Annotated in this window: 10 protein-coding genes; 8 read left to right on the top strand and 2 right to left on the bottom strand. The window is 69.8% G+C overall.

Annotated features, from left to right (window positions below):
- Nucleotides 1–90 precede the first annotated feature (90 nt).
- Nucleotides 91–3,351: an efflux RND transporter permease subunit gene (locus AC1RAA_RS28625; protein ID WP_492727804.1), complete on the top strand. Its 3,261-nt coding sequence runs from the start codon at nt 91–93 to the stop codon at nt 3,349–3,351.
- Between the two features lie 11 nt (nt 3,352–3,362).
- On the top strand, nt 3,363–4,862 hold the full coding sequence (locus tag AC1RAA_RS28620; RefSeq protein WP_492727803.1) for an efflux transporter outer membrane subunit: 1,500 nt from the start codon (nt 3,363–3,365) through the stop codon (nt 4,860–4,862).
- 131 nt (nt 4,863–4,993) lie between these two features.
- On the opposite strand, the gene AC1RAA_RS28615 is transcribed toward AC1RAA_RS28620, so the two are convergent.
- Nucleotides 4,994–5,359 (bottom strand): SPW repeat protein, encoded by a 366-nt coding sequence (locus AC1RAA_RS28615; protein ID WP_062474873.1) that lies wholly within the window; start codon nt 5,357–5,359, stop codon nt 4,994–4,996.
- A 169-nt stretch (nt 5,360–5,528) separates the two neighbouring features.
- Here AC1RAA_RS28615 and AC1RAA_RS28610 point away from each other — a divergent pair, with 169 nt between their 5' ends.
- From AC1RAA_RS28610 to AC1RAA_RS28595, 4 genes are all read left to right on the top strand, one after another.
- Nucleotides 5,529–6,113 carry a TetR/AcrR family transcriptional regulator gene (locus tag AC1RAA_RS28610; RefSeq protein ID WP_492727802.1) on the top strand — a complete coding sequence of 195 codons (585 nt, stop codon included), beginning with the start codon at nt 5,529–5,531 and terminating at the stop codon, nt 6,111–6,113.
- Nucleotides 6,114–6,175: 62 nt separating this feature from the next.
- Complete coding sequence (locus AC1RAA_RS28605) at nt 6,176–8,455, top strand: xanthine dehydrogenase family protein molybdopterin-binding subunit (RefSeq protein WP_492727801.1); 2,280 nt, start codon at nt 6,176–6,178, stop codon at nt 8,453–8,455.
- A 28-nt stretch (nt 8,456–8,483) separates the two neighbouring features.
- A complete protein-coding gene (locus tag AC1RAA_RS28600) occupies nt 8,484–8,948 on the top strand; it encodes a (2Fe-2S)-binding protein (RefSeq protein WP_492727800.1) in 465 nt (154 codons plus the stop codon).
- A gap of 164 nt (nt 8,949–9,112) precedes the next feature.
- Nucleotides 9,113–9,844 (top strand): GntR family transcriptional regulator, encoded by a 732-nt coding sequence (locus AC1RAA_RS28595; RefSeq protein ID WP_083259300.1) that lies wholly within the window; start codon nt 9,113–9,115, stop codon nt 9,842–9,844.
- Between the two features lie 9 nt (nt 9,845–9,853).
- Here AC1RAA_RS28595 and AC1RAA_RS28590 read toward each other — a convergent pair whose 3' ends face one another.
- Nucleotides 9,854–10,720 carry a MurR/RpiR family transcriptional regulator gene (locus AC1RAA_RS28590; RefSeq protein WP_492727799.1) on the bottom strand — a complete coding sequence of 289 codons (867 nt, stop codon included), beginning with the start codon at nt 10,718–10,720 and terminating at the stop codon, nt 9,854–9,856.
- Nucleotides 10,721–10,924: 204 nt separating this feature from the next.
- On the opposite strand from AC1RAA_RS28590, the gene AC1RAA_RS28585 reads away from it, so the two are divergent.
- Both AC1RAA_RS28585 and AC1RAA_RS28580 read left to right on the top strand, forming a co-directional pair.
- Nucleotides 10,925–12,259, top strand: a complete 1,335-nt coding sequence (locus AC1RAA_RS28585; protein WP_492727798.1) for an aspartate aminotransferase family protein — start codon at nt 10,925–10,927, stop codon at nt 12,257–12,259.
- Nucleotides 12,260–12,310: 51 nt separating this feature from the next.
- Nucleotides 12,311–13,228 carry a transporter substrate-binding domain-containing protein gene (locus AC1RAA_RS28580; protein ID WP_159276009.1) on the top strand — a complete coding sequence of 306 codons (918 nt, stop codon included), beginning with the start codon at nt 12,311–12,313 and terminating at the stop codon, nt 13,226–13,228.
- Nucleotides 13,229–13,238 lie beyond the last annotated feature (10 nt).

Below are 13,238 nucleotides of genomic sequence, written 5' to 3'. Positions count from 1 at the left end.
CTTTTGCCTACGTTTCTTTGGCGAAGCAAAGAAAAGTAGGTCGGCCGCCGGGCCGAGACCCGGCCTCGGGAAGCAAAACGAGGCGCTGCGATGAACCTGTCGCGTCCTTTCGTCCGCCGCCCCATAGGCACAGTCCTCCTGACCATAGGCATCGCCCTGGCAGGAATCGCAGCGTTTTTCGTCCTCCCAGTCTCCCCGCTCCCCCAAGTCGACTATCCAGTCATCTCGGTAAGAGCCTCCATCCCAGGAGCAAGCCCAGAGACGATGGCAACCAGCGTCGCCACGCCATTGGAACGGCACCTGGGAACCATCGCAGGCGTCAACGAAATGACGTCCACCAGCTCCGTAGGCTCCTCCCGAGTCACCCTGCAATTCGACCTGAGCCGCAACATCGACGGCGCCGCAAGAGAAGTCCAGGCCGCCATCAACGCCAGCCGCGTAGACCTGCCCGCCACGCTAAGAAGCAACCCCACCTACCGCAAAGCCAACCCGGCTGCGTCGCCAGTCATCATCCTGGCCCTCACGTCCAAAACAAAGACCCCAGGCCAGATCTACGACGCCGTCTCCAACATCGTCAGCCAGCGCCTGTCGCAAGTAGACGGTGTAGGCGACGTAGAGATCGGCGGCGGCTCGCTCCCCGCGGTACGCATCGAACTGCTCCCCTTCGCCCTCAACCGCTACGGCATCAGCACCGAAGACGTGCGCGCCGCCATCCAGGCGTCGAATGCGAACCGCCCCAAGGGCATGGTCCAGGGAGAAGGCCGCAAGCTGCAGATCTACACCCAGACCCCGGCGCTGCGCGCGAGCGACTACGCCTCGATGGTCGTGGCCTGGCGCAACGGCGCGGCGGTGCGGTTGCGCGAGGTGGCCGATGTGATCGACGGCGTGGAAGACACGCGCACGCTGGGCCTGTTCAACGGCGAGCCGGCGATCATCGTGCTGATCACGCGCCAGCCCTCGGCCAACATCATCGAGACCGTCGACAACGTGCGTGCGCTGCTGCCCGAACTGCAGGCGCAACTGCCGCCGGACGTGACGCTGCAGGTCGCCTCGGACAGCACCAACTCCATCCGCAGCTCGCTGCGCGAGGTGGAGATGACGCTGGTCATCGCGGTGCTGCTGGTGGTGCTGGTGGTCAGCCTGTTCCTGCGCAGCGTGCGCGCGACGGTGGTGCCGGCGGTGGCCACGGTGGTGGCGCTGCTGGGAACGTTCGGGGTCATGCACCTGCTGGGCTTCAGCCTCAACAACCTGAGCCTGATGGCGCTCACGGTGGCCACGGGCTTCGTGGTGGACGACGCGATCGTGGTGCTGGAGAACACCAGCCGCCACATCGAATCGGGCATGTCGCGCATGAAGGCGGCGCTGCTCGGCGCGCAGGAGGTGGGCTTCACGGTGCTGTCGATCAGCGTGTCGCTGGTGGCGGTGTTCATTCCGCTGCTGTTCATGGGCGGGCAGGTGGGGCGGCTGTTCCGCGAGTTCGCGGTCACGCTGTCGGCGGCGGTGCTGATCTCGCTGGTCATCTCGCTCACCACCACGCCGATGATGTGCGCGTGGATGCTCAAGCCCGGCGGCGAGCACGACAAGAACAAGCCGCAAGGCCGCTTCGGCCGCGCGGCGGCGCGCAGCTACGACTGGATGCTCAAGCGCTACGAGAGCGCGCTCGACTGGGCGCTGGACAGCAAGGCGATCGTCATGGTCGTGCTGCTGGCGGTGGTGGGGCTCAATGTCTACCTGTTCAGCGCGGCGCCCAAGGGCTTCTTCCCGCAGCAGGACAGCGGCCAGCTCAACGGCGGCCTGCGCGCCGACCAGAGCATTTCGTCGCAGGCCATGGGCGCCAAGCTGCGCGAGGTGGTCGACATCATCCGCAAGGACGAGGCGGTCGACACCGTGGTGGGCTTCACGGGCGGCGGGCGCGCGGGCGGCGGCTTCATGTTCGTCAACCTGAAGCCGGCCAGCCAGCGCAAGGACAGCGGTCTGGCGGTGATCGCGCGGCTGCGTCCGCAGCTGGCGCAGGTGACGGGGCTGCGCGTGTTCCTCGGCCCGGTGCAGGACGTGCGCTCGGGCGGGCGCTCCGGCAACTCCACCTACCAGTACACGCTCAAGAGCGACAGCCTGTCCGACCTGCGCACCTGGGCCGTGAAGCTGGCCGACGAGATGAAGCAGCAGCCCACGCTGACGGACATCGACACCGACCAGGACCAGAACGGCGTGGAGACGGTGGCCAAGGTCGACCGCGACAGCGCGCGGCGGCTGGGGCTGACCTCCACCGCCATCGACAACGCGCTGTACAACGCCTTCGGCCAGCGGCAGGTGGCCACCATCTACACCGAGCTCAACCAGTACCACGTGGTGATGGAATGGGCGCCGGGCTACACGCGCAGCCCGAACGCGCTGCGCGACGTGTACGTGCCGGCCACGAAGACCTCGGTGGTGGCGGGGCAGGCGGTGACCACGCAGGTGGCGGCCACGACGTCCACGGGCGGCACGACGACGTCTGCCAGCGCCGCCGCCGCGACGGTGCCGGTGTCGGCCAACGCCGGCTCGCGCAACGCCTCGACCGGCAACGTGCTGAGCAACACGGCCACCGCGCTGGTGCCGCTGTCGGCGGTGGCGAAGTTCGAGGAGCAGTCGGTGGCCACGTCGGTGAGCCATGAGGACGGCGAGCTGGCCACCACCATCTCGTTCAACCTGGCCGAGGGCGCCAACCTCGGCGACGCGCGCGAGGCCATCGCCAAGGCCGAGGCCAACATCGCCATGCCGACCAACGTGCGCGGCGCCTTTGCCGGCACCGCGCTGAGCGCGCAGCAGTCGCAGGGGCAGCAGGCGATGCTGATCGTGGCGGCGCTGGTGGTGATCTACATCGTGCTGGGCATCCTGTACGAGAGCCTGGTGCATCCGGTGACGGTGCTCTCGACGCTGCCTTCGGCCGGCGTGGGCGCGGTGCTGGCGCTCTTGATGTTCCGCATGGAGTTTTCCATCATCGCGCTGATCGGCGTGTTCCTGCTGATCGGCATCGTGAAGAAGAACGCCATTTTGATCATCGACTTCGCGCTGGAGGCCGAGCGCTCGCGCGGCCTGAGCCCGCTCGAGGCGGTGCGCGAGGCCTGCCTGCTGCGCTTCCGTCCCATCCTGATGACCACCCTGGCCGCCGCGCTCGGCGCGCTGCCGCTGGCCATCGGCTTCGGCGAGGGCGCCGAGCTGCGCCGGCCGCTGGGCGTGGCGATCATCGGCGGGCTCATCGCGAGCCAGCTGCTGACGCTGCTCACCACGCCGGTGGTGTACCTGCTGCTGGACAAGCTGCGCCGCCGCGGCAAGAACGAACACGCGCTGAGCCGCGCCCCGGCCGTCTGAGACACATGACCATGAATGCCTCCATTTCTTCCTTCGGTTCTTCACGCCGTTTCTTCGCGCTGAGCACGCTCGCGCTGGCCGCCGTGCTCGCCGGCTGCGCCGTGGGCCCGGCCTACAAGGTGCCCGAGTCGGCGGCATCGGCCGGCTGGAAGGAACAGCCCGCCGCCGACGGCTGGCTGCCCGCCGCGCCGGCCGACGCGCTCGACCGCGGCGAGTGGTGGAAGCTCTTCGGCGACGCCACGCTCGACGAGCTTGCGGCGCGCGTGCAGGTGTCGAACCAGAACATCGCCGCCGCTGTCGCCAGCTACACGCAGGCCCAGGCGCTGGTGCGCGAGCAGCGCGCGGGGCTGTTCCCGTCGGTGTCCTTCGACGGCAGCGGCAAGCGCTCGGGCACGGTGGGCGGCAACGCCTCGGCCAGCCCGTCAAACACCTTCGGCGCCACGCTGGGTGCGAGCTGGACGCCCGACGTGTGGGGCCGCCTGCGCGAGGCCGTGAACAGCGCGCAGGCCAACGCGCAGGCCAGCGAGGCCGACCTGGCCTCGGCGCGGCTGTCGGCCGTCGGCGACCTGGCCACCAACTACTTCTCGCTGCGCGAGGCCGACGCCGAGATCGTGCTGCTCGACGAAACCATCCTCGGCTACCAGCGCGCCTTCGAGATCACGAGCAACCGCTACGCCGCCGGCATTGCCGCGCAGACCGACGTGCTGCAGGCGCAGACGCAACTGGTGAACGCCAAGGCCGACCGCGTGGGCCTGCAGCGCACGCGCGCCACGCTGGAGCACGCCATCGCGATGCTGGTGGGCGTGGCGCCGGCCGACTTCAGCCTGCCGCCCGCGCGCTGGACGCCCACGGTGCCCGGCGTGCCGACCGGCGTGCCCTCGACGCTGCTGCAGCGCCGTCCCGACATCGCGGCGGCGGAGCGCGCGGTGGCCGCGGCCAATGCGCAGATCGGCGTGGCGCGCTCGGCCTACTACCCGAACATCTCGCTCACGGCCTCGGTCGGCAGCAACGCCAGCCGCGTGAGAGACCTCTTCGGCGCGGCCAACACGCTCTGGGGGCTGGGCCTGTCGGTGGCGCAGGTGGTGTTCGACGCGGGCGCCATCAGCGCCAGCGTCGATGCCGCCAAGGCCGGCCACGAGGCCAGCGTGGCGCGCTACCGGCAGACCGTGCTGGCCGCGTTCCAGACCGTGGAAGACCAGCTGACCACCGGCGCCACGCTGGCGCAGCAGGAAGGCTTGCGCCGCGAGGCCACGGCAGCGGCCGACAAGACCGAGCAGCAGTTGCTCAACCGGTATCGCGCGGGGCAGGTGAGCTACACCGACGTGGTGCAGGCGCAGGCCGCCGCACTGAGCGCGCGGCGCGCGCTCGTGCAGCTTCAGGTCAATCGCCAGGCCGCGGCAATCGCGCTGATCCAGGCCATGGGCGGCGGTTGGCAGGCCGACTGGATGGGGGCGACCCGTCCGGCCGGCAACAGCCCTTCAAACAACAACGCCGCTTCCCGCACACCGTAAGGGGCGGGTGTTGCGGGCGGGCATGGGAACCTGCCTGGCCCGTCGGCCCGACCGGCGCGAACACCGGACCGGGCGTCGTCGCTTCGCGGCGGTGGTCACCGCTCGGCGCTCACAGGATCGCTCTCTCCCCATCAGTGCGCTGGTCGGTCGAGGGCCTCGCCCAGGTAGTCCTTGTCTGTCACCAGGACCCAGAGGGCGAGCACCATGATCACCGCAGCCACGAGGACTGCATTGACCAGCGCCGGCTCGACCATGCGGAAGTCGAGCAACCAGGGCGACACCGCCAGCCAGGCTGCCAGCGCCACTTCGGTCCACTCTTCCCACTGGTGCGGCACGAAGGTCGCGCCCAAGGCCACGGCGCCCAGCACGATGCCGGTCGCCACCATGGTCCACATGGCGAGCGAATTGCCCTGAAAGCCCAGTACCCATGGCGAGACGATCAGCCACACGCCGGCGACGGCGTTGACGGGGTCCTGCCAATGCTTCACATGCTTCATGGTCGTACCTCCTGTCGCAGCACGACGCCACGACTCTGGTTGGACTGCCGCGCCGCGCCGTGGTTCCGCCATGCGGCATGGCGCGGGCCGCGCGGGGCTTGCGGATCGGCGCCGCCTTCCTATACTTGAGTGCGCACTCAATTAAACGAACGATGGAGACCATCGACGCATGGCCCGACCCCGCAGCGCAGACAAGCACAACGCCATCCTCGAGGCGGCGCTGGTCGAGTTCGGCCGGCGCGGCGTGTGGGCCACGCCGACCTCGGCGATCTCACGCACCGCGGGCGTGGCCGAGGGCACGCTGTTCACCTACTTCGCGAGCAAGGCGCTGCTGACCGACGCGCTGTACCGCGCGCTGAAGACCGAGCTGGCCGGCGTGATGCTGGCCGACTGGCCCGAGGCCGCCGATCCGCGCACCCAGTTCCGCCACATCTGGGACCGCTACGTGCGCTGGGGCGTGGCGCACCCCGGCAAGCTGCGCGTGCTGGCGCAGCTCAAGGTGTCCGACGAACTGAGCGACGAGAGCCGCGCCGCCGGCATGGCGCCGTTCGCGCGGCTGGAAGCGGTGGCGCAGGAGTGCATGCGGCGCGGGCTGGTCGTCGAGCGACCGATGGAATTCCTGGGCGCGATGCTCACGGCGATGGCCGAGACCACCGTCGGCTACATCGCGCAGGCGGGCGACGCAGCGCCGGCCTTCGACTACGCCGAAGCCGGTTTCGAGATCTTCTGGCAAGGCATCGCCGTGCCGCCCTGACGACCTGACGACGACCCCACCTCCCGCACGAACGACAAGACCCACCGAAGAAAGACCACGCCATGCCCCAACTCAAACGCCGCCACTTCGTGCTCGGCACCCTCGGCGCCGCCGGCGCCCTGGTCGTCGGCTGGGCCGCCACGCCGGCGGCTTCGCGCCTCGTGCCCGGTGCGCCGCTGCCGACGGGCAACGGGCAGGTCGCGCTCAACGGCTGGGTCAAGGTGGGCAGCGACGACACCGTCACGCTGGTGATGACGCAATCGGAAATGGGGCAGGGCACGCACACCGGCCTGGCGATGCTGCTGGCCGAAGAAATGGACGCCTCGGTGTCGCAGGTGCGGCTCGAGCAGGCCGGCTTCGACGCCATCTACAACAACCAGGCCATGATCCTCGACGCGCTGCCCTTCAAGCCTGGCGACGAGGGCTTCGGCAAGCGCGCGGCGCACCAGGTGGTGGGCAAGCTGTTGCGCACGATCCCGGGGCTCTCGGGCACGGGCGGCTCGTCGAGCGTCACCGACCAGTGGGGGCCGGTGCGCGAGGCCGGCGCGTCGGCGCGGCTCATGCTGATGGGCGCGGCGGCCGCGCAGTGGCAGGTGCCCGCCAGCGAATGCCGCACCGAGGCCGGCCGCGTGCTGCACCCGGCCTCCAACCGCAGCGCGCGCTTCGGCGAGCTGGCCGCAAAGGCCGCGCAGCAGCCGCTGCCCACGGCAGTGAAGCTCAAGGCACAAGCCGATTTCCGCGTCATCGGCCAGCCGCAGCGGCGCATCGACAACGCCGGCAAGCTCAACGGCACCGCCACCTACGGCATCGACGTGCTGCCGCCGGGCCTGCTGTACGCCAGCATCGCCATGTGCCCGACGCTGGCCGGCCGCGTCGCGCGCTTCGATGCCAAGGCGGCCGAGGCGCTGCCCGGCGTGCGCAAGGTGATGGCGCTGGAACCCGTGGCCGCGAGCCTCGTCGGCACCGGCAGCACGGCGGGCGGCGTGGCCGTGATCGCCGACACGCCTTACCACGCGATGCGCGCGCTGAAGCAGGTCGACATCGAATGGGACCATGGCCCGGCCGCGAGCCTGTCGAGCGCCGAGATGATCGACCGCCTCGCGCGCACGCTCGACGCCGACGCAGGCAACGCCCGCCTCGATACCGGCGGCGTGGCGGCGGCGCTGAAGTCCGCCGCGCGCACGATCGAGGTCGAGTACCGCGTGCCCTTCCTGGCGCACGCCACCATGGAGCCGATGAACTGCACCGTGCAGTTCAAGGACGGCGCCGCCACCGTCTGGGCGCCCACGCAGGCGCCGGGCTTCGCGCGCGCCGCGGTCGCCAAGGCGCTGGGCATCGATGCCGAGAAGGTCACGTTGCACGTCACCTACCTGGGCGGCGGCTTCGGGCGGCGCTACTTCATCGACTTCCTGGTGCAGGCCGCGCAGCTCGCGCGCGAGGCCGGCGGTGCGCCGGTGCAGCTGATCTGGTCGCGCGAGGAAGACATGACGCACGACTTCTACCGCCCCGCCTACGTGGCGCTGTGCAAGGCCGGTTTCGACGCGGCGGGCGCGCTGGTCGCGTGGCAGACCACCAGCGCCGGCTCCAGCCTGGGTGCGCCGTCGTTCATGGACAACTCGACCGACGGCGCCTGGAACACCGCCTACGACTTCCCGCAGGCCCGCGTGGCGCACGTGCCGGTCGAATCGGCCGTCACCACCGGCATCTGGCGCTCGGTGGCGCATTCGCAGAACGGCTTCTTCGTCGAGAGCTTCATCGACGAATGCGCCGTCGCCGCCGGCAAGGACCCGGTGGCCTTTCGCGCCGGCCTGCTCGCGAAAGATGCGCGCCACCTGGCGGTGCTCAAGCGCGTGGCCGAACTCTCGAAGTGGGGCGAGCCGCTGGCCGACGGGCCCGACGGCACGAAGCGCGCGCGCGGCGTGGCCATCCACAGGGCCTTCGGCAGCATCGTGGCGCAGGTGGCCGAGGTGTCGGTGACGCCCGAGCGGCAGATCCGCGTGCACCGCGTGGTGTGCGTGATCGACTGCGGCCTGCCGGTCAACCCGAACCTGATCCGCCAGCAGATGGAAGGCGGCATCGTGTTCGGCCTGTCGGCGGCGCTGCGCGGCGAGATCACGGTGGCGCGCGGCCAGGTGCAGCAGAGCAACTTCCACGACTACACGCCGCTGCGCATCGACGAGTGCCCGGCCATCGAGGTCGACATCCTCGCCGGCACCGGCGCCGAGGTGCCGCCCGGCGGCGTGGGCGAGCCGGGCACGCCGCCCATCGCGCCCGCCGTGGCCAACGCCGTGTTCGCGCTGACCGGCCAGCGCCTGCGCAGCCTGCCTCTGCGGCTGGCCTGACCCCCGAGAACAGCAAGAAAGACACGCCATGACCACCACCACGCTGAAGATCAACGGCCAGACCGCCACCGTGAACGCCGAGCCCGACACCCCGCTGCTGTGGGTGCTGCGCGGCGAGATGAAGCTCGTCGGCACCAAGTTCGGCTGCGGCAAGGCGCTGTGCGGCGCCTGCACCGTGCATCTGGACGGCCAGGCCGTGCGCTCCTGCGTCACCCCGCTGGAGGCTGTGGCCGGGCGCGAAGTCACCACCATCGAGGGCCTGAAGGGCCGGGAGGCCGACGCCCTGCGCGCGGCCTGGACCGAGGTCGACGTGGTGCAGTGCGGCTACTGCCAGAGCGGCCAGCTCATGTCGGCCTGCGCGCTGCTCAAAGCCACGCCCAAACCCAGCGACGACCAGGTCTCGGACGCCATGCGCGGCAACATTTGCCGCTGCGGCACCTACCCCCGGATTCGCGTCGCGATCCACCTGGCGGCAGAAACAGCGGGGCGGTAACGCAGAAACCGGGGTGGTTGTTTACAGAAGTTAATAATTTTTCCGTAATTCTCGAAAAAGTCGCCAGAACGGTATTTTTACGGAAATTGGGGATATGAAGCTTCGATACGCCGCCGTACCATCCGCGCGGCCCGCTTCCGGCCGTCCCCTGTTTCCGACTTTCGATGACCCCCCCAGATCCCTCGCGGACGCGCGTTCTGTCCGTGGCCGACACGCTGCGCACCCGCATCTTCGACGGTGCGATCGCCCCCGGCGCCCACCTGATGGAGATTTCGCTCGCCAACGAGCTTGGCGTGTCGCGCACCCCTGTGCGCGGCGCCATGGCGCGGCTGGCCGACGAGGGGTTGCTGGTCTACCACCCGCAGCGGGGTTTCCAGGTGCGCCGTTTCGACGCCAAGGACGTGTTCGACGCCTTCAGCGTGCGCGCCACGCTCGAAGGCATGGGCTGCCGCCTGCTCAGCGAGCGCGGCCTGGACGACGAGGCGCTGGCCGAACTGACGGCCATGGTCGACGAGCAGCATGCGCTGCTGCACGACAGCGGCGAATGGACCGACGAGCGGGCCGACCAGTGGCAGGACCTGAACCAGGCCTTCCACCACAAGTTGCTGTCGCTGGCCGACAACCGCTGGCTCAGCGAGGCCGTGCAGCGCGCCTGCCAGCTGCCGGTGATCTTCGACAGCCGCTCGCGCCCGCACAGGCACGACGCCGCGATGCTGCTGTACCGCCACAGCCAGGCCCTGCAGGCGCTCGAAGAGCACCGCTGCATCGTCGAGGCGCTGGGTCGGCAGGAGGCCTCGGGCGCCGAAGCCGCGATGCGCGAGCACATCAACGCCAACCGCGACCTGCTGGTGCTCTACCTGCGCCAGAGCGCCGGCCGCACCCGCGCGCTCGCCTGATTCCGTCTCTCAGCCGCCCCGCGCCACGGGCGCCATGAGGTAGGCCCCCGACTCGAACAGCTGCGCCTCGGCCTGGTCGATGCGCCGGATCACCGGCTTGCCCGCGCGGCTCGCCAGCAGCTCGACCAGCGCTTCCGTCACGGCCACGCCGGCGGCGACCGAGGGGAAGAACGAGGGGCTGTGGATGGTGAAGAGCAGCGTCTCGTCCGCCAGCAGCGACAGCGGCGAGGTCACGCTGTCGGTGATCGCCACGATGCGGCAGCCGGCCGCCTTCGCGGCCTCGGCCACCTGCAAGGCTTCGCGCGAGTAGGGCGCAAAGCTCGCCACCACCAGCGCGTCGTCCTTGGCGAAGGCGCGCTGCTGCATCTCGAGCGAGCCGCCCTGGCCGTCCACGAGGTGCACGCTGGTGCGAAAGAGCCGGTACACGTACACGAACGAGAACGCGATCGGAAAGCAGGCGCGAAAGCCCGCCGCGTGCACAGCCGGCGCCTTCTCCAGCAGCGCGCAGGCCTTGAGCAGCGCCGGCCCGCTCTGCTGGTGCGTGAGCTCCAGGTTGCGCCGCTGCACCTCGAACATCTCGCCCGCCAGGCCCTGGTCGGCGACGCGACCCACCAGCTGCTTGGCGCGCCCGCCGTAGGTCTCGGTGCCCAGGCCCATGTCGGCGGCGAAGGCCTCCTTCAGCTGCGGCCAGCCCTCGAAGCCCAGGTGCTGGGCGAAGCGCACCAGCGTGGCCGGCGTGCTCTGCGCGCGCGTGCCGACGTTGCGCATCGAGCCTGTGACCACCTCGTTGGGGTGGTCGAGCACGTAGCGCGCGACCTGCTGCAGGGCAGGGCTCAGGTCGTTGAAGCGTTGGCGGATCTGTTCTTTGGCGTTCATCGAAATACCTTCGTGCTTCGCACTGCGGTGCGAGCTTGCTTGGGGCGGCCCGGCGCAGCGCTCATGGCGGTGTCTCTTTTCGTGCGGTGTCTGGAACGAATGTACCGGAGCAGGGAAATCCCGGGAGTTGGCGGAACAAATGTTCCAAACAATAATTCGGTCGAAACGTTAGTTCCAAGCACAGGCCCCCGCTTTCCTCCCGCCATGACGCACGTCTTCCACCGCCACCTTCGCCAGACCCCGCCCGTTGCCGCCAGCGCGCAGGGCATGTTCATCCGCGACGCCGAAGGGCGCGAGTACCTCGACGCCTCGGGCGGCGCGGCCGTGTCCTCGCTCGGCCACGGCCATCCCGAAGTGATGGCCGCCATGCACGCGCAGATCGACACACTGGCCTACGCCCACACCAGCTTCTTCACGAGCGAGGTGGCCGAGCAGCTGGCCGACGAGCTCATCGGTTCTGCCCCCGAAGGCATGAGCCACGCTTACCTCGTGAGCGGCGGCTCCGAGGCGGTGGAGTCGGCGCTGAAGATGGCGCGCCAGTACTTCGTGGAAATCGGCCAGCCGCAGCGCACGCACTTCATCGCGCGCCGCCAGAGCTACCACGGCAACACGCTGGGCGCGCTCGCGGTGGGCGGCAACGCCTGGCGGCGCGAGCCCTTCGCGCCCATCCTCGTGCCGGCCACGCACGTCGCGCCGTGCTACCCGTACCGCGAGCAGCGCGAAGGTGAAAGCGCCGAGCAGTACGGTCTGCGTCTGGCGGCCGAGCTCGAAGCGGCCATCGTCGCGCAGGGCGCCGACCGCGTGATCGCCTTCGTGGCCGAGACCGTGGGCGGCGCCACCGCCGGCGTGCTCACGCCGGTGCCGGGCTATTTCAAGGCCGTGCGCGCCGTGTGCGACAAGTACGGCGTGCTGCTGATCCTCGACGAGGTGATGTGCGGCATGGGGCGCACCGGCTCGCTGCACGCCTGCGAGCAGGAGGGCGTGGTGCCCGACCTGATGACCATCGCCAAGGGCCTGGGCGGCGGCTACCAGCCGATCGGCGCGGTGCTCGCGCAGCGCCGCATCGTCGAGGCCATGTCGCAGGGCAGCGGCTTCTTCCAGCACGGCCACACCTACCTGGGCCATCCGATGGCCTGCGCGGCGGCGCTCGCGGTGCAGCAGGTGATCCGCCGTGACGGCCTGGTCGCCAAGGTGCGCGACGACGGCGTTGTCTTCGGCGCGATGCTGGCCGAGGCGCTGGGCGAGCACCCGCACGTGGGCGACATCCGCGGGCGCGGCTTCTTCTGGGGCGTCGAGCTGGTGGCCGACCGCGCGAGCAAGCGGCCCTTCGATCCATCGCTGAAGGTCCATGCGCTCCTCAAGAAAGACGCGATGGCGCGCGGCCTGCTGTGCTACCCCTTCGGCGGCACGGTGGACGGGCGCCAGGGCGATCACGTGCTGCTGGCGCCGCCCTACATCGCGACGCGCGACCACCTGCAGGAGATCGTCGCGCGGCTCGCCGCCTCGGTCGACGCGGTCACGCGCGGCGCCGCGCGCTGAGCGGCCGGCCCTGTTCCCCTTTTCTTCAACCGCCGTTCCGAGGAGCGTTCCATGCCCCAGCTTCGCCCGTCGCTTTCCATCGCCGCCGCCGCCTTCGCGCTGGCCCTTGCCGCCCTGGCACCGACCGCTCCCGCACAGGCGCAGCCCGCCAACGACACGCTCGCCAAGATCAAGGCCAGCGGCGCCATCACCTTCGGCTACCGCGAGGCCTCGTTCGGCTTCTCGTACCTGGACGCCAACCTCAAGCCCGTGGGCTACAGCATCGAGATCTGCAACCGCATCGTCGAGGCGGTGAAGACCGAGCTGAAGCTGCCGGCCCTCGACATCAAGTACCAGGCCGTGACCTCGGCCAACCGCATCCCGCTGGTGCAGAACGGCACGGTGGACATCGAGTGCGGCTCCACCACCAACCTGGTCGAGCGCCAGTCGCAGGTGGCCTTCTCGCCGGACATCTTCCGCTACAACGTGCGCACGCTGGTGAAGGCCGATTCGGGCATCAAGAGCATCGCCGACCTGCAGGGCAAGACGGTGGTCACCACCGCCGGCACCACGTCGTTCCGCCTGCTGCGCGCGGCCGACAAGGGCCGCAGCCTCGAGGTGAACCAGCTCTCGGGCAAGGACCACACCGACTCGTTCCTGCTGGTCGAGAGCGGCCGCGCGCAGGCCTTCGTGCTCGACGACATCCTCCTCGCGGGCCAGATCGCCAACGCGCGCAACCCGAAGGACTTCGTCATCACCGGCGAGAGCCTGCGCACCGAGAACCAGTCGCTGATGTTCCGCAAGGACGACCCGGCCTTCAAGGCGCTGGTGGACCGCGTGGTGTCGGGCATGATGAAGTCCGGCGAGATGGAAAAGCTCTACAGCAAGTGGTTCATGTCGCCGATTCCGCCCAAGGGCATCAACATCAACTACCCGCTCAATGCAGAGACGAAGGAGGCCTTTGCCAACCCGTCGTCCAAGGGCATCTGATCTCACCTGA

The sequence above is a fragment of the Variovorax sp. GW823-FHT04F07 genome, assembly GCF_058795995.1.
The sequence above is the reverse complement of the archived record's forward strand: the minus strand, read 5'-3'. Positions and strand labels throughout refer to the sequence as shown.